Genomic DNA, 17,467 nt, shown 5'->3' on the forward strand with positions numbered 1-17,467 from the left:
GACCCGCGTCCTACTCGTAGGCCTCGACGATCTTGACCTCCTCCTCCGTCACGACGCCCTCGACGATCGTGAAGGAGCGGAACTGGAAGGGGCCGGCGCCGTCGGTGTCGGCGGTGGAGACGAGGACGTAGTGGGCCTGGGGCTCGTTGGCGTACGAGATGTCCGTGCGGGACGGGTAGGCCTCGGTCGCGGTGTGCGAGTGGTAGACGATGACGGGCTCCTCGTCCCGGTCGTCCATGTCGCGGTAGAGCTTGAGCAGGTCCGCGGAGTCGAACTCGTAGAAGGTGGGCGAGCGGGCGGCGTTCAGCATCGGGATGAACCGCTCGGGGCGGCCGCTGCCGACCGGTCCCGCGACCACGCCGCAGGCCTCGTCGGGGTGGTCCGCGCGGGAGTGCTCCACGATCTGCTCGTACAGGGCCCGGGTGATGGTCAGCATGTCGACAGGATAAGCAGACGGGCCGCCCCGTACCGAGGTTTGGTACGGAACGGCCCGGATGCTGAGACCGTGCAGGTCAGGAACGTCAGGAGCGCTTGGCGAAGGCCGCGCCCTCCGGGTTGCGGGCCTTGAGCACCAGGTACGAGACGGCGAGGATCAGGCCCCAGACCGGCGCGCCGTACAGCGCGACGCGGTTGTCCTTGTCCATGCCCATGGTCACGATGACCATGCCGATGAAGGCGAGCGAGAAGACGCTGAACCAGATGCCGCCGGGCGCCTTGAAGGGCGACTGCGGCAGCTCGCCGCGGTCGGCCTTGCGGCGGTAGCGGATCTGGCAGACCAGGATGACGATCCAGGCCCACATGCCGGAGATGGTGGCGAAGGAGACGACGTAGTTGAACGCGTCGCCGGGCCACTGGTAGTTGATCCAGACGCCGACCATCATCAGCGCGGCCGAGACGGTGGTGCCGACCAGCGGGGTGCCGGACTTCGTCAGCTTGGTGAAGACCTTCGGGCCCTGGCCGTTGAGCGCGAGGTCGCGCAGCATGCGGCCGGTGGAGTACATGCCCGAGTTGCAGGAGGACAGGGCCGCCGTGAGGACGACGAAGTTGACGATCGCGGCGCCGATGCCGAGGCCCATCTTCTCGAAGGCCGCGACGAACGGGCTGACGCCCGGCTTGAACTCGGTCCACGGGACGACCGACAGGATCATGATCAGCGCGCCGACGTAGAAGACGGCGATGCGCCACGGCACGGTGTTGATGGCCTTCGGCAGGACCGTCTTCGGGTCCTTCGACTCGCCCGCCGTCACGCCCACGAGCTCGACCGCGAGGAAGGCGAACATGACCATCTGGAGGGTCATCAGGGTCGAGAAGATGCCGTCCTTGCCGGCGAAGAAGCCGCCGAGGTCCCACAGGTGGGTGACGGAGGCGGTGTCGCCGGCGTCGGAGAAGCCGAGGGTGAGGATGCCGGCGCAGATCAGGATCATGCCGACGATCGCGGTGACCTTGACCATGGAGAACCAGAACTCCAGCTCACCGAAGAGCTTCACGGAGATCAGGTTGGCCGCGTAGAGGATCACGGTGAAGACGAGGGCGGAGAGCCACTGCGGGATGTCCCACCAGTACGTCATGTAGGTGGCCGCGGCGGTGACCTCGGTGATGCCGGTGACGACCCAGAAGAGCCAGTACGTCCATCCGGTCGCGAAGCCCGCGAACGGGCCGATGAACTCCCGCGCGTACTCCGAGAAGGAGCCCGACACCGGGCGGTACATGAGGAGTTCGCCGAGCGCCCTCATGATGAAGAAGATGACGAGGCCCGCGGCGGCGTACGCGAGGATCAGGCTGGGTCCCGCGATGGAGATGCCCTTGCCCGCCCCGAGGAAGAGCCCGGTGCCGATGGCGCCGCCGATCGCGATCATCTGGATCTGGCGGGCGCCGAGTGCCCGGTGGTAGCCCTCGCCCTGGGCGGAGTCCCCGGCCTCATTGCCGTCGTGCTGCTGATCGACCTGCACTGAGGTCATGGTGGTGCGCCTTTCTCCATGCTGATCCGCGCGACTGCGAGTGCGTCTGCTGCGGATCAGTTCCTGATCCCCCCGGATGTGGATGGAGTGCTACCGGCGGTCAGCCGGCCCAAGCGCCCTCGGGAACAGGGGTGGCGTTGCCCGAGTGGTCGTGAAGATTTATCACGGGGTGAGGGGTGATCGGCGGAGTTGACTGTGGCGCACGCCACAATTAAATACGGACAAAGAGTGCGCAAGATGGAGAAGCGGACGCTCTGATAACGCATTCGTTATCCGGATTTGAGCGTCCGCTGAGCGAACAGGGCGTGAACGGCCGGTCGGTCAGACCATCAGGGTCGCGACGAGGGACTCCTGCAGCGCCCCCAGCCAGAGGTACGCCATCACCATCGGCTTGCGCGGATCGGAGTCCGGCAACCGGTACAGCTCCTCGCTCTGCTCGTCCTCCGTGATCTCCAGACGGGTCCCGATGGTCAGCCGGAGGTCGTTGAGCGCGCCGAGCCAGGCCCGGGACTCGTCCGGGGTGAGCTTCAGGACCGCGCCGCCCTCCCCCGCCGCCTCGGCGGACAGCGAGTCGAGGGCGCGCACGACCGCGAGGGCGTCCTCGCGCTTGCGGGCCCTCAGGTCGTTCTCGGTGTAGCGGCGGAAGTCGGAGGCGGCCGCCCGCAGCTCCTCGCTGTCGTCCCCGTACGCGTCGGGGAACAGGCGCCGCAGGGCGGGGTCGGAGGGCGGCTCGCTCGGTCCCTCGGCGAAGAGCGCGGCCAGCGGGTCCGCGTCCGGGGCGGGCTCGTCGCCGGGGCCGATCAGCTCCATGAGCTGGACGGCGAGGGAGCGGAGGATGGAGATCTCGACGTCGTCGAGCGCGACGGCCGCGCCGCCGCCGGGGAGCGCCTCGAACTGCCCGGCCATCAGAAGCGGTCCTGGGAGAGGGTCGCCCACAGGCCGTAGCCGTGCATCGCCTGCACGTCCCGTTCCATCTCCTCGCGGGTGCCGCTGGAGACCACCGCGCGGCCCTTGTTGTGCACGTCGAGCATCAGCTTGTGCGCCTTGTCCTTGGAGTATCCGAAGTACGACTGGAAGACGTACTCGACATAGCTCATCAGGTTGACCGGATCGTTGTGCACGAGGGTCACCCAGGGCACGTCGGGTTCGACGACCGCGGAGACCTCCTCGGCCGATTCCGTACGTTCGATCTCAATAGGCGCGACGCTCACTCACCCCATGTTGTCACCCCTGGGGGGCGGTCGCGCAAACGGGGCACGCGAAGGGATCCGCTGTTCGGACCCACTATTCGTCACTCTGACGATTTCTGCGCTAGCATCGCCGACATGAACGCTGCGGACCTTGGGCTGCCGGTGGACGTGCCGTCGACCGCGCTCTTCACCGATCAGTACGAGCTGACCATGCTCCAGGCGGCCCTGCGGGCCGGCACCGCCGACCGGCGCTCCGTCTTCGAGGTCTTCACCCGGCGGCTGCCCGAGGGACGGCGCTACGGCGTCCTCGCGGGCGTCGGCCGGGTCCTGGACGCCGTCGAGAACTTCCGCTTCGACCCCGCCGTCCTGGGGTTCCTGCGGGAGCGCTCCATCGTCGACGAGCCGACCCTGGAGTGGCTGGCCCGCTACCGCTTCTCCGGCGACATCTGGGGCTACCCCGAGGGCGAGGTGTACTTCCCCGGCTCCCCCGTGCTGCGCGTCGAGGGCTCCTTCGCGGAGTGCGTGCTCCTGGAGACCGTGATCCTCTCGATCCTCAACCACGACTCGGCCATCGCGGCCGCCGCCTCCCGCATGTCGGCCGCGGCCGGCGGGCGGCGCCTGATCGAGATGGGCGCCCGCCGCACCCACGAGCTGGCGGCCGTCGCCGCCTCCCGCGCCGCGTACGTCGGCGGCTTCCAGGCCACCTCGGACCTCGCGGCCGGCTTCCGCTACGGCATCCCGACCGTCGGCACATCCGCCCACGCCTTCACCCTGCTCCACGACAGCGAGCGGGACGCCTTCCGGGCCCAGGTGGAGACCCTGGGGAGCGGCACGACCCTGCTCGTCGACACGTACGACGTGGCCGAGGCCGTCCGGACCGCCGTCGAGGTCGCGGGACCCGGGCTCGGGGCCGTGCGGATCGACTCGGGCGACCTGCTGCTCGTCGCGCACCGGGTGCGGGCGCAGCTCGACGAGCTGGGCGCCCGGGACACGAAGATCGTGGTCACCTCGGACCTCGACGAGTACGCCATCGCCTCGCTCGCGGCGGCCCCGGTCGACGCGTACGGGGTGGGCACGCAGCTGGTCACCGGCAGCGGCCACCCGACCTGCTCCATGGTCTACAAGCTGGTCGCCCGGGCCGCCTCGGCCGATCCGAAGGCGCCGCTGGTGCCGGTGGCCAAGAAGTCGCTGGGCGGCAAGGCCTCGGTCGGCGGCCGCAAGTGGGCGGCCCGCCGGCCCGACGCGGCCGGGGTCGCCGAGGCGGAGGTCGTGGGCACCGGCCCCGTCCCGCCGGAGCTCGCCGGCCACCAGCTGCTCGTCGAGCTGGTCAAGGGCGGCGACGTGGTGGCCCGGGAGCCCCTGGAGACGGCCAGGGCGCGGCACATCGCGGCCCGCGCCGGGCTGCCGATGTCGGCGATCCAGCTGTCGCGGGGCGAGCCCGTCCTGCCGACCGAGTACGTGTAGGAGTCCTCGGGGCGGCCCCCTCCCGAACGGAGGGGGAAGTCTCTAGGCTCGAGCATCTCCCTTCCGACGCGCTAAGGACACCCGCCATGCACCGCGCATTGATCGTTGTGGACGTTCAGAACGACTTCTGCGAGGGCGGCAGCCTCGCGGTGACCGGCGGCGCGGACGTCGCCGCCGCCGTCACCGACCTGGTCGGCCAGGCGGCGGGCCCCGTCTACCGGCACGTCGTCGCCACCCGCGACCACCACGTCGACCCGGGCGCGCACTTCGCCCCGGCCGGTGAGGAGCCGGACTACGTGTCCTCCTGGCCGGTGCACTGCGTGGCCGGGACGGAGGGCGTCGGCTTCCACCCGAACTTCGCGCCCGCCGTCGCCAGCGGGGCGATCGACGCCGTCTTCGACAAGGGCGCGTACTCCGCCGCGTACAGCGGCTTCGAGGGGCGCGACGAGAACGGCCGGACGCTCGCGGAGTGGCTGCGCGAGCGGGACGTCACCGAGGTCGACGTGGTCGGCATCGCGACCGACCACTGCGTCCGGGCCACGGCCCTGGACGCGGCCCGGGAGGGCTTCCGGACCCACGTCCTGCTCGACCTGACGGCCGGGGTGGCCGAGGCGACCACGGACCGGGCCCTGGAGGAGCTCCGGGCGGCGGGCGTGGAGCTCACGGGCAGGCCGGTCGTCGCCTGAGTCCCGGGGCCCGGGCCCGGTCCGCCGGACGGGGCGGCCTAGGCGGCCGGCTCCTTCGGGAGGGAGCGGGCGGGGTGCCAGAGTTCCTGGGCGGCGCCCTGGGCGGACCTCCACAGCAGGCCGTCCGGGTGGTGCAGGACGGCGGTGATCTCGTCCGGAGTGGGCGGCTCGCTGTTGCCCCGGAGGTAGACCGCCCGCAGCCCCAGGTTCCGCAGCCGGGTCAGGGCGCGGGCGCGGTTGGCGGCGTGCACCAGGAAGCGCACGGTGGCGCCGTCGCCGGCCGGGCTCGGCAGCCCTATGGCGACGACCACACTGCCTCCCGGCAGCTTGCAGAACCCTCCGTTGGGCATAGCGGAACCACTCCCCCGTGGATCAGATGTCAATAAGACCGGTGTCAGACGCACCTAAACACGATCGGCCGCCGCCCGCTAGAGGGCGACGGCCGATCATGCTTTGACCTGCGGCTTTACCGATTAATTGGTCGAGGGGCCGACCTGAACCGTGATCGTCTGGCCATCCTTCGGCTCCTTGACGACCTGGATCTTGGTGTTGGTGTCAGTTACCTGGACACCGGCGAGCGGGGTCTCGGCGAACCAGTAGACGCCCTTGCGGTCGTCGAAGGTCGGGTTGCCGGCCTGGGACGGGACCCAGGTGGCGACGCCGGCCTTGTGCAGCTGGAAGCCGTCCGTGCCGGAGATGCTGAACGGGGAGTCGTACGCCTGGACGCGGTTGCGCATCAGGGTGCCGTCCGACCACTTCAGCGGGCTCGGGTGCGAGTCGATCGGGAGCACGAGGCCCTTGCCCGGGTGCTGGGAGGTGTTGTTGTCCTTCTGGGACAGGTCCCACTTCCAGATCAGCAGACCGTTCTGGTACGCGTAGTGCTCGACCCAGCTGGCCTTGTCACCCGTGAAACCGAAGTTGTACGGGCCGGTCTTCAGGGTCTTGTCGTACGAGGTGTACTGGCGGTTCTCCGCGATGTAGTACTGCTCGTACTCCTTCGTGAAGCCCTTGCCGATGCGCGAGAAGCCCTTGGCGACCCAGCCGTTGTCACCGTTCTCGGCGTTGTCCGAGAAGACGGCGGCACCGTCGGCGGTCAGCGTGATGGCGTCGGCGGTGAAGCCCTTGCCGCCCGCGCCGCCGTCCGTCTGGTAGCGGAAGCGGAGCTGGAACTTCTTGCCCGCGTAGGCGTCCAGGTTGTACGAGAGCTTCTTGTGCGCGCCGGAGGTGCCGGTCAGCGCCGGGGCGCCGGAGGCGTCCTTCTGCAGGGCCACGCCGTCGGCGGTGCCGTCCAGGGCGGTCCAGTTGGCGCCGTCGGTGGAGACCTCGGCGTACAGGAAGTCGTAGTCCTGCTCGATGTCGTACCAGCCCGAGAGGTCCAGCTGGGCCTTCGACTTGCCGGTCAGGTCGACGTCACGGGTGAGGGTGTTCTTGAGGTCGTCACCCATGTTGCTCCACCACTGGGTGGCGCCCTCGGCGGGGGCCACGACCTCGGTGGAGACCTTGCTCTTCGGCAGCTCGACGAGGAGCGCCTGCGGGTTCTCGGTGTTGTACTCCGAGACGCCCAGCTTGAACTTGGTCTTGGTGGCGCGCTGCCAGTCGTTGACCTTGGCGTAGTTCAGCCAGCCGAGCTGGAGCTTGTCCCAGGCGCTCATGTCGCCGGGGAGGTCGCCGATGGCGTCCTTGCCGGTGCCGAGCCAGGAACCGGACGACATCAGGTCCCAGAAGCCGGTCGAGTTCTCGCCGCCGCCGGAGGTGTCGTAGTGGTCCGGCAGACCGAGGTCGTGGCCGTACTCGTGGGCGAAGACGCCGAGGCCGCCGTTCTCCGGCTGCATCGTGTAGTCGCCGACCCAGATGCCGGTGTCGCCGATCTGCGTGCCGCCGGCCTTGTTGTCGGCCGGGCCGGTCTTGCCGGCGTCGGTGCCGTAGGCGTACCAGCGGTGGGCCCACAGGGCGTTCTTGCCCTGGACGCCGCCGCCGGCCGACTCGTCCTCGCCCGCGTGGACGATCTGGAAGTGGTCGATGTAGCCGTCGGGCTCGTTGAAGTTGCCGTCGCCGTCGTGGTCGTAACGGTCCCACTGGTCGTACTTCGACAGGTCGGCCTTGATCTGGGCGTCGGTCCTGCCCTTGGCCTTCTGGTCGGCGACCCAGGCGTTGACGCCGTCGCGGACGGTGTCCCACACGTTGGCGCAGTTGGTCTGGCCGCAGTAGTTGGAGCCGTAGCGGGCCTCGTTGTACGGGACCTTGACCCAGTCCGAGACCTCGCCGTCGACCGAGTAGCGGCCGGACGAGGTGCGCTCGTAGAAGGTCTTCATGGAGTGCTTCGGGTTGCCGGCCTTGTCCTTGCCGGTGCCGAAGTACAGGTCCTGGAAGTGCTGCTGGTTGTAGTCCGCCTGCCAGGCCGTCGAGTTGTCCGTCGCGCGGTCGGGCTGGGCGATCTTGTTGTGCAGCGGGCCGGGCTCGCCGCCGTACTTCGGCTTGAGGTCCGTGGTGTCGTCGTCCTTGCGGTCGACCAGGGTGGTGTTGTCCACCTTGTCGCCGAACTCGACGAGGATCGTGAAGATCTTGTCGGTCTTCTCACGGCCGAGCTCGACGTACTTCCTGTTGTCGAGCTTCACGACCTGGGAGCCGTTGCGCTTCTCGACCTTGGTCTCGCCGTTGAGCACCTGCTCCACGGCGGCCTTGCGCGCCTGCTCCTGCTGCTTGCTGAACGGACCGTCGAGGTCGTGGTCGACCGCCGTCTTGTCGACGGTCTGGATGCCGGCCGGCGTCACGCTGCCGTGGTTGTCGGCCCAGGCGGTGGTGAAGGTCGAGGCGGTGGCGGCGGTGGCCGCGAGCGCCACGACGACTGCGGACGCTCTGATCGCCCGTCGTCTGTTGGTCACTTGATGTTGTCCTCCCCGGCGCCCCTCGCCCCCGGACCGAAGGTGGGGTGTCCGTCCGGCGGGGTCGCGCGTCACAAGTGACGACATTTGACCGGAGTGCAACGAGAAAAGACAGATCTTGACTTGAACAGGCCAACTGCACTATGCGGAAGCGGGTTTCCGATAATCGAACACTCGGTAGGCGCACTATGAAGGGAGATCGACGGTTTCGTGACCCCCGTGCGCCCCCCGTGCACCGGCAGCGTGGGTTAGGTCACGCTTACCTCTCGCACCGGCCGGGCATCCACCGTCGTAGAGTCGAACCAGAGTCCCGAGGGGCGGTACCCGTCATGCAGCGTCCGAACGCCGCACAGCTCACCTGTGGTTCGGCCACCGTCGTCCTCGCGACCGTCGCCCTGCTGCTGCTCTCCGGCACGACGACGCCCCTGGGCATCGCGGTCGTCTGCACCGCCTGCCTGCTGCTCGGCGTCCTCGTGGCCGTGACGATGCCGGTGCGCGGGCGGCCCGTCAATACCCCGGTGAACGAGGAGATCCGGGTGCCGGCCGCCGAGCGCGTGGGCGCGGGGGCCGAGACCCGGATCGGTTCGTGACGCTTCGTCCGTCTTTCCCGCCCCTTGGGGGACGGTCTCCTGCGGGACGGTCTACTGCGGGACGGTGACGACCACCGTCTTCGCCGCCTTGTCGTGCAGACCCTGCTTGTACGGCTTGTCGAGCACGATCAGGACGAGGATCAGCAGCGGCCACAGGCAGGCGCAGCAGATCAGCGCGGGCAGCCAGAGCACGACGGCGCGCAGCAGCGACTGGCTCATCGGGGGCGTCGAGCCGTCGTTGAGCATCGCGACCCGCAGCTTCATCATCCTCTTGCCGAGGGTCCGGCCGTCCTTGGCCGTCAGCACGGTGTCGTACGCGACGTACGCGACGATCGTGATGAGCTGGAAGACCAGCTGGCTGCCGCCGTTGAGGCTGTTGACCGTGTCGTCGAAGCCGTTGCCGTCCCGGGTCGCCCGCTGGTAGATGTCGAACGGGATGCCGATGATCGCCAGCGGCACCGCGATGATCACCCAGTCGATCAGCCGGGCGAGGACGCGCCGCCCGGTCTCGGCGAGCGGCGGCATCCCGGAGAGCGGGTCGGTCCCGCCGTAACCGCCGTAGCCACTGCCGTACGGAGGCGGGGGCGGGGGCAGGTTGTCGTACGGGGAGCCGTACGGGTTCCCCGGGGGCGGTCCTCCGGGCGGTGGCCCCGACGGCGGCGGCCCTCCCGGCGGCGGCTCCGGGGGCCTCTTGCTGAACGGGTCGTCCTCGGGCGGCCGGTCGGGCGGCTGGTCGGTGCTCATGGGGGCAGTGCATCCCGGGCGGGACGGGCCCGCAAGGAATCACCGCCCGTTCGGGGGACGGGGACGCGAGGAGGGAGCGGGGAGGGCTCGGGGAGGAGGCTCCCCCGCCCTCAGCGCGCCACGAAGGTGCGGGCCGCCTTGTCGTGCCAGCACTGCCGCCAGGGGCGGTCGAAGAGGCACCACAGGACGTTGACGACGCCGATGCCGAGGAGCCCCAGGACGCTGTAGACGAGCCAGCGGCGGAGCGCCTTCCCGAACGTCGGCGGCTGGTGCGCCTCGATGTCCCGCACCTCGATCCCGCACAGCTTCTTGCCCAGCGTGCGGCCCCACTTGGCGGTGGGCAGCGCCTCGTACAGGATGCCGATGACGAACAGCGAGGCGAGCGCGATGCCGAACTGGACGGAGGTCGTCGAGTCGAGCAGCCACACCTGGACGGTGGTGCCCGACTGCCTGGCCGCCTCGATCTTGCCCTCGATGTGGTCGACGGCTGCGGTCACGAAGGGCACGGCGGCCGCGCCGGCCAGCGCGCCCAGGACGACGCCGTCGATGAGCCGGGCGACCAGACGCCTGCCGAGTCCGGCGGGACGCGCGGCGGCCTGCGCGCGGGCCGCCGCCTGGAACACGTCTTCGACGGGCGGCTTCCAGGGGACGACGGGCTGTTGCTCCTGGGGCTGGGGCTGCTGGGCCCAGGAGGGCGTGGACGGGGTGGACGGCGTCGCCGGTACGGGGGCGGGGGTGGGGGTCTGGACGGGCGCGGGCGCGGGGGCTGCCGCGGCGGGGGCCGGTCGGGGCCGGGGCTGCGGCGCCGGGGAGGGTGTCGGGGCCGGAGAAGGGGCCGGGACCACCGGGGAGGGGGCCGGGATCGGGGTGACGGGCATGCCGCCGAGGCGGGCCGCTCCCCCGGGCATCCGGGGGTCCGCGACGGGCGCCGGGGCGGGCCGCTCCTCCTCGGGCTCGCTCGCGCCCGCGACCGGCCACTCGGCCGGGGTGCGCGGGTCGGGCGTCCGGGGCGCGCCCCAGGAGACCTTCTGGTCGAGGTCGCCGCCGAAGCCGGTCTGCCGGGCGGAGTCCGCCTGCCAGGCCGAAGCGGGCTCCGCCGGGAGCGGCTCCTCGTCGAGGAAGACGGGCCCGGTCTCCTCCACCGCGGGCACGGGGGCGGGGGCCTGCGCCTGGGCGGGCACGTGCGGTGCGGCCTGCACGGGGGTGGCGGCCTGCAAGGGCGCGGCGGCCTGCGCCGGCTCCACGGACTGCGGGGACGTCGGGGCCGGGGCCGAGGCCGGGAACGAAGCCGGAGCCGGGACCGGAGTGGAGGCCGGGACCGGATCCTGAACCGGAGTCGAGGCCTGGACCGGAGTCGGAGCCTGGACCGGAGTCGGGGCCTGGACCGGTGTCGGGGCCTGGACCGGTGTCGGGGCGGGGGCCGGGCCGGGGGCCAGGATCGGGCCGGCTGGGAGGGCGGAGGCGGGCGGGTGGGGCGGAACCTCGCCCTCCGAGGGGGCGGGGCGGCTGGTGCCGGGCACCCACGCGCCCCCGTTCCAGTACCGGATGTATCCGGGAATGGAGGGGTCCGGGTAGTACCCCGCCTGCGGTACCTCTCCGCCGCCTCCAGGAGGAGTAGCCACTGCCCCGACTCCGTTCAGTCACAACGCCCTTGATCCGCGCGGCCGCACCCCCGGGCGTGCCGCACCCAAGGAGGACAGTAACGAAGAACGTCCCCCGGGGGTGAGGGAGCCCGCGAGAAAGCCCGCCTTCGGGGGGACGCACACCGGAATCGGTCACTCCCCGTGATGTTCGGGCCGATGCATCCTGCCCGGGAGGAGGCCCGGAAAAACTTCCCGAAAAAACTTCCCGAAGTCGCGTAATGAACCGCGTCCACCCCGCTCTCTCCGGGTGAAGGCCCGCCAGGGGCCCGTACGCGAGAAGGAGCACGGCCATGCAGAACACCGACAACACCACCGTCGAGCGCGAGCTGGAACTGAAGCTGGTGCTCTCCCCCGAGCGCTCCGTCCCCGTCCCCGCCCGGCTCGCGTACCGGACCGACGACCCGTACGCCGTCCACATCACCTTCCACATCGGCACGGAGCACCCGGTCAACTGGACGTTCGCGCGCGAACTGCTCGTCGAGGGCGTCTTCCGGGCCTGCGGCCACGGGGACGTCCGCATCTGGCCCACGAAGGTCGACGGCCGCAGCGTCATCCTGATGGCCCTCTCCTCCCCCGACGGCGACGCCCTGCTCGAAGCGCCGTCCGCGCAGGTGTCCGCCTGGCTGGAGCGGACCCTGCGCGCGGTGCCGCCGGGCACCGAGTCCGAGCGGCTCGGCATCGACGACGGTCTCGCGGAGCTCCTGGCGACCACCGTGGTGGCCGACGAGCTGTGGCTGCGCGACCCGTGGCCGTCGGACGAGTCCCAGGACGGCGAGCTGTGATCCCGGTTCGTTCAGAAGAGCTTTCAGAAGAGCTTTCCGGGATTGAGGAGGCCCAGCGGGTCGAAGGCGGCCTTGATCCCGCGCTGGAGCTCGAGGCCGACCGGTCCCAGCTCGCGGGCCAGCCACTCCTTCTTGAGGACGCCCACGCCGTGCTCGCCGGTGATCGTGCCGCCGAGGGCGAGCCCGAGCGCCATGATCTCGTCGAAGGACTCCCGCGCCCGCCGCGACTCGTCCTCGTCGGTGTGGTCGAAGCAGACGACGGGATGGGTGTTGCCGTCGCCGGCGTGCGCGCAGACGCCGATGGTCAGGTGGTACTTCTCCGCGATCGCCGCCGTGCCGTCGAGCATCTCGGCGAGCCGCGTCCGCGGCACGCACACGTCGTCGATCATCGTCGCGGACTTGATCGTCTCCAGGGCGGTGAGGGAGAGCCGGCGTGCCTGGAGGAGGAGTTCGGACTCGGCGGCGTCCGCGGCCGGGACGACCTCGGTGGCGCCCGCCGCCGTGCACAGCTCCCCGACGGCCGCCAGGTCGGCTGCGGGGTCCGGGGTGTCGAAGGCGCACAGGAGCAGCGCCTCGGTGGTGTCCGGAAGCCCCATCCTCGCCAGCTTGTTGACCGCCTGGACGGTGGTGCGGTCCATGAGTTCGAGCAGCGAGGGGGTGTGGCCGCGCTCCATGATCGCGCAGACGGCCTCGCAGGCGGCGGCCGCGGAGGGGAACTCGGCGGCGAGCGCGAGCTGCGCCGGCGGCTGCGGCTTGAGCGCGAGCACGGCCCCGACGACGATGCCGAGACTGCCCTCGGAGCCCACGAAGAGCCGGGTCAGGTCGTACCCGGCGACGCCCTTCGCCGTACGCCGGCCGGTGCGCAGGAGCCGCCCGTCGGCGAGGACGACGTCGAGCCCGAGCACGTACTCGGCGGTGACCCCGTACTTGACGCAGCACAGGCCGCCGGAGGCCGTGCCGATGTTCCCGCCGATGGTGCAGGACTCCCAGCTGGAGGGGTCCGGCGGGTAGTACAGGCCGTGTTCGGCGACGGCCCGCGACAGCACGGCGTTGACGACGCCCGGTTCGACGACGGCGATCCGGTCGACCGGGCTGATCTCCAGGATGCGGTCCATCTTCACGAGGGAGAGCACGATGCAGCCGTCGGAGGCGTTGGCAGCGCCCGACAGGCCCGTGCGGGCGCCCTGCGGGACGACGGGCACGCGGAGTTCGGTCGCGGTGCGCATGACGTGTCGCACCTGCTCGACCGTCCGCGGGAGCACGACGACCGCGGGGTCGCCGGCCGCGCAGAAACTCGCCATGTCGCGCGCGTAGGAGGCGGTGACGTCCGGGTCGGTGAGGATCGTGTCGTCGGGAAGTCCGGCGCGCAGCCGCGCCACGAGGTCGTTCCGCTGAAGATCGTCCATGCGTCCAGCGTGGCACCCGCCGCCATCGGTGTGAACCTGCCGGAGCGGGCACTTCGCGCGCTCTTCGGAGGGGCGGACGCGGGCGCACAGTGAGCGCCATGAAGACCGAGAACGTGTCGAGGACGGTCCTGGCGGCCGGGGTGGGCGCGGTGCTCGCGGCGGCGGCGCTGGTGTACGTCCCGGAGTTCGCCGGGCAGGGACCGCCGCGCCCGCCCGGTCCGGCGGAGCGGGCGGTGATCGCGGCCCGCGCGGGCGCGCAGGCGGCGCTCCCGGACCTGGCCGCGCTGATCGCCGACCGGGAGGCGTGGCTGCGGGAGCATCCGGACGACGAGGCGTCCTGGGCGGAGCTGGGCGCGGCGTACACGGAGCGGGGCAGCCGGCTCGGGGACGTACGGGACTATCCGCGGGCCGAGCTGGCGCTGCGCCGCTCGCTCGTCGAACGGCCCGCCGCGCGCGGCAATCCGGAGGCGGAGCTCGGTCTCGGGGCGCTCGCGGCGGCGCGGGGCGACTGGAAGTCGGCCGAGGAGTGGGGCGAGCGGGTGCGGAAGGCCGACCCGCGCCGGTGGTCCGTGTACCCGGTCCTGATGGACGCGTACAACGGCCTCGGGGACTACAAGGCGGCCCAGAAGTCCCTGGAGAGCCTGGAGGGGCTCCACGCGGGCGCGATGGTGCGGGCGAGGGCCGCGCGGACGTACCGCGACCGGGGCTGGCGGGAGGACGCCGACGCGGCGGCCCTCGACGCGGTCGCGCTCGCGGAGACCGACACGGAGAAGGCGGCGGCCCTCGCGGGCCTCGGCGACCTCGCGTGGGAGCGGGGCGAGCCGGAGGAGGCCCTCGGGCGGTACGGGGCGGCGCTGCGGCTCGTACCCGACCACGGCCCCTCCCTCGCGGGCCGGGCCCGCTCCCTCGCCGCCCTCGGCCGCCCGGAGGAGGCCGTACGCGACTGGCGGGCCGCCCTGGACCGGCTGCCGCTGCCCGAGTACCTCCTGGAGGCGGGCGAGCTGTACGAGTCGCTGGGCCGGGACGGGGAGGCGCAGGCCCTGTACGGGCGGCTGCGGGCGGCCGGCCGGCCGGGCTCGGAGGTGCCGCTCGGGCTCCTCGACGCCGACCACGGCGACCCGGCCGCGGCGGCCGTCCGGATGCGGGCGGAGTGGGCCCGGGGCCACCACTCGGTCCAGGTCGCGGACGCGCTGGGATGGGCACTGCACCGCTCCGGCGCCTCCAAGGAAGCCCTGGGCTACGCGAAGCGCGCCACGGAGGAGGGCCTCCGCAGCGCGCCCTTCCTCTACCACCGGGGCGAGATCGAGCGCGCCCTGAACCAGCCGGGCCCGGCCCGGCGCCATCTGGAGGAGTCGCTGCGGATCAACCCCGCGTTCTCCCCGCTGCACGCGCGGAGGGCGTCGGAGGCCCTGGCCGCGCTGGGCGAGCCCTCGGACGAACCACCGCCGGAGCTCCGCCCGGAGGCCCCGAAGTCCCCACGGCCACCACGGACCTGACCCCGGCCCATCCCCCGTGTGGGCCGGGGCCGTACATGCGTGAGGGGTCCCGGGGCCGGGCCCCGGGACCCCTCGTCGACGGCGGCTACAGGTTGCCGCGCTTCTCCTGCTCGCGCTCGATCGCTTCGAAGAGGGCCTTGAAGTTGCCCTTGCCGAAGCCCATGGAGCCGTGGCGCTCGATCATCTCGAAGAAGACGGTCGGGCGGTCCTGGACCGGCTTGGTGAAGATCTGGAGGAGGTAGCCGTCCTCGTCGCGGTCGACGAGGATCTTCAGCTCGCGGAGGATGTCGACGGGGACGCGGGTCTCGCCGGCCCACTCGCCGAGGGTGTCGTAGTACGAGTCGGGGGTGTCGAGGAACTGGACGCCCGCCGCGCGCATGGAGCGGACGGTCGCGACGATGTCGTTGGTGGCCAGGGCGATGTGCTGGACGCCCGCGCCGCCGTAGAACTCCAGGTACTCGTCGATCTGCGACTTCTTCTTCGCGATCGCCGGCTCGTTGATCGGGAACTTCACCTTGAGGGTGCCGTCCGCGACGACCTTCGACATGAGCGCCGAGTACTCGGTCGCGATGTCGTCGCCCACGAACTCCTTCATGTTCGTGAAGCCCATGACCTTGTTGTAGAAGCCGACCCACTCGTTCATCTTGCCGAGCTCGACGTTGCCGACGCAGTGGTCGATGGCCTGGAAGGTGCGCTTGGCCGGCGGCTCGACGATCGGGTCGGCGGAGACGAAGCCCGGGAGGTAGGGGCCGTCGTAGCCGGAGCGCTCGACGAGGGTGTGGCGGGTCTTGCCGTAGGTGGCGATGGCGGCGAGGACGACGGTGCCGTTCTCGTCCTTCACCTCGTACGGCTCGGTGATGCCGGTGGCGCCGTGCTCGACGGCGTAGGCGTACGCGGCGCGGGCGTCCGGCACCTCGATCGCCAGGTCGACGACGCCGTCACCGTGCTCGGCGACGTGCTCGGCGAGGAAGCGGCCCCAGTCGGTCGAGACCTTGATGACGGAGGTGAACACGAAACGGGCGGCGCCGTTGGTGAGGACGTAACTGGCGGTCTCGCGGCTGCCGTTCTCCGGTCCGGAGTAGGCGACCAGCTTCATGCCGAAGGCCGTGGAGTAGTAGTGCGCGGCCTGCTTGGCGTTGCCGACGGCGAAGACGACCGCGTCCATTCCCTTGACCGGGAAGGGATCGGCCTCACGCGCGGTGGAAGGGGTGTGATCGATGGTCTCAGTCATGGGAGCAGAGTCCCGCTGCCCGGCAAGGTGCGCAAGGGTTTGCTGATCGGCTGGTCAATCTGCACAGCGCTGGACGAGTATGACCGTGCGACTTGTACATCCTGACCATGGGGAGACCGCTGTGGCGATCGATCATTTGGACGGCCGGCTGATCGCGCTCCTCGCGCGCGAGCCGCGCATAGGGGTCCTGGAGGCCTCGCGGCGTCTGGGGGTGGCGCGGGGCACGGTGCAGGCGCGGCTCGACCGGCTCCAGGCGAGCGGGGTGATCCGCGGGTTCGGGCCGCAGGTGGACCCGGCGGCGCTCGGCTATCCGGTGACGGCCTTCGCGACCCTGGAGATCAAGCAGGGGCAGGGCGCGGACGTGCGGGAGCACCTGGCGACGGTGCCGGAGGTGCTCGAACTGCACACGACGACGGGCCACGGCGACATGCTCTGCCGTCTCGTCGCCCGCTCGAACGCGGACCTCCAGCGGGTGATCGACAGGGTGGTGGCCTTCGAGGGGATCGTGCGGGCGTCCACGGCGATCGTGATGGAGAACCCGGTGCCGCTGCGGATCATCCCGCTGGTGGAGCAGGCGGCGCAGGAGTAGCGACAGGACCGAACGCAAAGAGAGTTCTGCAAAGAAGTACTTGCAAAGAAACCCTTGCAAGTACTTCTTTGCAACTCTAGGGTGGAGCCATGCCCGAGCCCGAAGACCCCTCGCAGCAGCCCGCCGAGCAGGCCGGCACACAGCCCGACGAGCTCATGACCCGCACGCTCGACCCGCGCTCCCTCCGGGCCATCGCCCACCCCCTGCGGATCCAGCTCCTGCGCGCCCTGCGCCGCTACGGCCCCGCCACCGCCTCCCAGCTCGCCGAGCGGCTCGGCGAGTCCAGCGGCGCCACCAGCTACCACCTGCGCCAGCTCGCCGCCCACGGCTTCATCGTGGACGACCCGACGCGCGGCAAGGGCCGGGAGCGCTGGTGGAAGGCGGCCCACCGGGGGACGTCCTTCGACGAGACGCTCCACAAGAACCCCGACCCCGAGGTCCAGGGCGCCCTCGACGTCCTCATGCACGAGATCACCACCATCCACAGCCAGGAGCTGTCGACCTGGGTCGCCACCCGCCACACCTGGGGCGAGGAGTGGTACGGCGCCTCGGACTTCAGCGACTTCACGCTGGCCCTCCCGCCCGAGCGGCTGCGCGAGCTCAACCAGAGGATCCACGCGCTGATCAACGAGTACGGCGAGACCGCCGACCCCGCCGCCCCGGGCGCCGAGCGCGTACGGATGCACCTGCACGCGTTCCCGCAGCACGAGAACTGAGCACGAAACCGAGCACGACGGCCAGGTACGCCGACCGAGCACGACGGCCAGGCGCGCCGACCGAGCACGAGAACCGAGCACGCGAACCGA

17 protein-coding genes and 1 pseudogene are annotated in these 17,467 nt (G+C 71.1%); 7 read left to right on the forward strand and 11 right to left on the reverse strand.

Annotated elements, in window-relative coordinates:
• Positions 1–10 precede the first annotated feature (10 nt).
• From ACH4TP_RS30700 to clpS, 4 genes are all read right to left on the reverse strand, one after another.
• Positions 11–436, reverse strand: a complete 426-nt coding sequence (locus ACH4TP_RS30700) for a Mov34/MPN/PAD-1 family protein (RefSeq protein WP_389222351.1) — start codon at positions 434–436, stop codon at positions 11–13.
• A gap of 85 nt (positions 437–521) precedes the next feature.
• The gene (locus ACH4TP_RS30705) at positions 522–1,958 is read right to left on the reverse strand and encodes an amino acid permease (RefSeq protein ID WP_389222353.1); all 1,437 of its coding nucleotides are present in this window, start codon (positions 1,956–1,958) and stop codon (positions 522–524) included.
• Between the two features lie 321 nt (positions 1,959–2,279).
• Positions 2,280–2,864 carry a DUF2017 domain-containing protein gene (locus tag ACH4TP_RS30710; protein ID WP_389222355.1) on the reverse strand — a complete coding sequence of 195 codons (585 nt, stop codon included), beginning with the start codon at positions 2,862–2,864 and terminating at the stop codon, positions 2,280–2,282.
• Complete coding sequence (clpS, locus tag ACH4TP_RS30715; protein WP_041129438.1) at positions 2,864–3,169, reverse strand: ATP-dependent Clp protease adapter ClpS; 306 nt, start codon at positions 3,167–3,169, stop codon at positions 2,864–2,866. Before clpS ends, ACH4TP_RS30710 begins: the two co-directional genes overlap by 1 nt.
• Before the next feature lie 114 nt (positions 3,170–3,283).
• On the opposite strand from clpS, the gene ACH4TP_RS30720 reads away from it, so the two are divergent.
• Positions 3,284–4,612: a nicotinate phosphoribosyltransferase gene (locus ACH4TP_RS30720; RefSeq protein ID WP_389222357.1), complete on the forward strand. Its 1,329-nt coding sequence runs from the start codon at positions 3,284–3,286 to the stop codon at positions 4,610–4,612.
• Positions 4,613–4,698: 86 nt separating this feature from the next.
• The gene (locus ACH4TP_RS30725) at positions 4,699–5,298 is read left to right on the forward strand and encodes an isochorismatase family protein (RefSeq protein WP_398439736.1); all 600 of its coding nucleotides are present in this window, start codon (positions 4,699–4,701) and stop codon (positions 5,296–5,298) included.
• 38 nt (positions 5,299–5,336) lie between these two features.
• On the opposite strand, the gene ACH4TP_RS30730 is transcribed toward ACH4TP_RS30725, so the two are convergent.
• Both ACH4TP_RS30730 and ACH4TP_RS30735 read right to left on the reverse strand, forming a co-directional pair.
• Entirely contained in the window at positions 5,337–5,648 is a 312-nt protein-coding gene (locus ACH4TP_RS30730; protein WP_389222361.1) for a hypothetical protein, read from the reverse strand.
• A gap of 123 nt (positions 5,649–5,771) precedes the next feature.
• Entirely contained in the window at positions 5,772–8,180 is a 2,409-nt protein-coding gene (locus ACH4TP_RS30735; protein WP_398439737.1) for an immune inhibitor A domain-containing protein, read from the reverse strand.
• Positions 8,181–8,509: 329 nt separating this feature from the next.
• Here ACH4TP_RS30735 and ACH4TP_RS30740 point away from each other — a divergent pair, with 329 nt between their 5' ends.
• Positions 8,510–8,770 carry a hypothetical protein gene (locus tag ACH4TP_RS30740; RefSeq protein WP_389222365.1) on the forward strand — a complete coding sequence of 87 codons (261 nt, stop codon included), beginning with the start codon at positions 8,510–8,512 and terminating at the stop codon, positions 8,768–8,770.
• 51 nt (positions 8,771–8,821) lie between these two features.
• Here the strand turns inward: ACH4TP_RS30740 and ACH4TP_RS30745 are convergent, their stop codons facing one another.
• The 3 genes and pseudogenes from ACH4TP_RS30745 to ACH4TP_RS30755 all read right to left on the reverse strand — a co-directional run.
• Positions 8,822–9,514, reverse strand: coding sequence for an RDD family protein (locus tag ACH4TP_RS30745; RefSeq protein ID WP_389222367.1), 693 nt, complete (start codon positions 9,512–9,514; stop codon positions 8,822–8,824).
• 110 nt (positions 9,515–9,624) lie between these two features.
• The gene (locus tag ACH4TP_RS30750; protein ID WP_398439779.1) at positions 9,625–10,758 is read right to left on the reverse strand and encodes an RDD family protein; all 1,134 of its coding nucleotides are present in this window, start codon (positions 10,756–10,758) and stop codon (positions 9,625–9,627) included.
• A gap of 258 nt (positions 10,759–11,016) precedes the next feature.
• Positions 11,017–11,136, reverse strand: a pseudogene (locus tag ACH4TP_RS30755) (DUF2510 domain-containing protein); the annotation flags it as partial.
• Between the two features lie 311 nt (positions 11,137–11,447).
• Between ACH4TP_RS30755 and ACH4TP_RS30760 the strand changes: the two are divergent.
• Complete coding sequence (locus tag ACH4TP_RS30760; protein ID WP_389222371.1) at positions 11,448–11,939, forward strand: SsgA family sporulation/cell division regulator; 492 nt, start codon at positions 11,448–11,450, stop codon at positions 11,937–11,939.
• A gap of 23 nt (positions 11,940–11,962) precedes the next feature.
• On the opposite strand, the gene ACH4TP_RS30765 is transcribed toward ACH4TP_RS30760, so the two are convergent.
• On the reverse strand, positions 11,963–13,345 hold the full coding sequence (locus ACH4TP_RS30765; RefSeq protein WP_398188644.1) for an FAD-binding oxidoreductase: 1,383 nt from the start codon (positions 13,343–13,345) through the stop codon (positions 11,963–11,965).
• Between the two features lie 98 nt (positions 13,346–13,443).
• Between ACH4TP_RS30765 and ACH4TP_RS30770 the strand changes: the two genes are divergently transcribed.
• Positions 13,444–14,841, forward strand: coding sequence for a tetratricopeptide repeat protein (locus ACH4TP_RS30770; protein WP_398439738.1), 1,398 nt, complete (start codon positions 13,444–13,446; stop codon positions 14,839–14,841).
• Between the two features lie 85 nt (positions 14,842–14,926).
• Here the strand turns inward: ACH4TP_RS30770 and hppD are convergent, their stop codons facing one another.
• On the reverse strand, positions 14,927–16,072 hold the full coding sequence (gene hppD / locus ACH4TP_RS30775) for a 4-hydroxyphenylpyruvate dioxygenase (RefSeq protein WP_398439739.1): 1,146 nt from the start codon (positions 16,070–16,072) through the stop codon (positions 14,927–14,929).
• Positions 16,073–16,193: 121 nt separating this feature from the next.
• On the opposite strand from hppD, the gene ACH4TP_RS30780 reads away from it, so the two are divergent.
• Together ACH4TP_RS30780 and ACH4TP_RS30785 are read left to right on the forward strand one after the other, a co-directional pair.
• A complete protein-coding gene (locus ACH4TP_RS30780) occupies positions 16,194–16,661 on the forward strand; it encodes an Lrp/AsnC family transcriptional regulator (protein ID WP_389237438.1) in 468 nt (155 codons plus the stop codon).
• An 89-nt stretch (positions 16,662–16,750) separates the two neighbouring features.
• Entirely contained in the window at positions 16,751–17,377 is a 627-nt protein-coding gene (locus tag ACH4TP_RS30785) for an ArsR/SmtB family transcription factor (RefSeq protein WP_389237437.1), read from the forward strand.
• Positions 17,378–17,467: the final 90 nt, after the last annotated feature.

The organism is Streptomyces sp. NPDC021012 (assembly GCF_044333355.1).
GTDB lineage: Bacteria > Actinomycetota > Actinomycetes > Streptomycetales > Streptomycetaceae > Streptomyces.

Coding starts and splice junctions, on each gene's coding strand:
- ACH4TP_RS30700 (WP_389222351.1), bottom strand. CDS start 436: ATGCTGACCATCACCCGGGCCCTGTACGAGCAGATCGTGGAGCACTCC.
- ACH4TP_RS30785 (WP_389237437.1), top strand. CDS start 16,751: ATGCCCGAGCCCGAAGACCCCTCGCAGCAGCCCGCCGAGCAGGCCGGC.
- ACH4TP_RS30765 (WP_398188644.1), bottom strand. CDS start 13,345: ATGGACGATCTTCAGCGGAACGACCTCGTGGCGCGGCTGCGCGCCGGA.
- ACH4TP_RS30770 (WP_398439738.1), top strand. CDS start 13,444: ATGAAGACCGAGAACGTGTCGAGGACGGTCCTGGCGGCCGGGGTGGGC.
- ACH4TP_RS30730 (WP_389222361.1), bottom strand. CDS start 5,648: ATGCCCAACGGAGGGTTCTGCAAGCTGCCGGGAGGCAGTGTGGTCGTC.
- ACH4TP_RS30720 (WP_389222357.1), top strand. CDS start 3,284: ATGAACGCTGCGGACCTTGGGCTGCCGGTGGACGTGCCGTCGACCGCG.
- ACH4TP_RS30725 (WP_398439736.1), top strand. CDS start 4,699: ATGCACCGCGCATTGATCGTTGTGGACGTTCAGAACGACTTCTGCGAG.
- ACH4TP_RS30760 (WP_389222371.1), top strand. CDS start 11,448: ATGCAGAACACCGACAACACCACCGTCGAGCGCGAGCTGGAACTGAAG.
- ACH4TP_RS30740 (WP_389222365.1), top strand. CDS start 8,510: ATGCAGCGTCCGAACGCCGCACAGCTCACCTGTGGTTCGGCCACCGTC.
- ACH4TP_RS30745 (WP_389222367.1), bottom strand. CDS start 9,514: ATGAGCACCGACCAGCCGCCCGACCGGCCGCCCGAGGACGACCCGTTC.
- hppD (WP_398439739.1), bottom strand. CDS start 16,072: ATGACTGAGACCATCGATCACACCCCTTCCACCGCGCGTGAGGCCGAT.
- ACH4TP_RS30710 (WP_389222355.1), bottom strand. CDS start 2,864: ATGGCCGGGCAGTTCGAGGCGCTCCCCGGCGGCGGCGCGGCCGTCGCG.
- ACH4TP_RS30705 (WP_389222353.1), bottom strand. CDS start 1,958: ATGACCTCAGTGCAGGTCGATCAGCAGCACGACGGCAATGAGGCCGGG.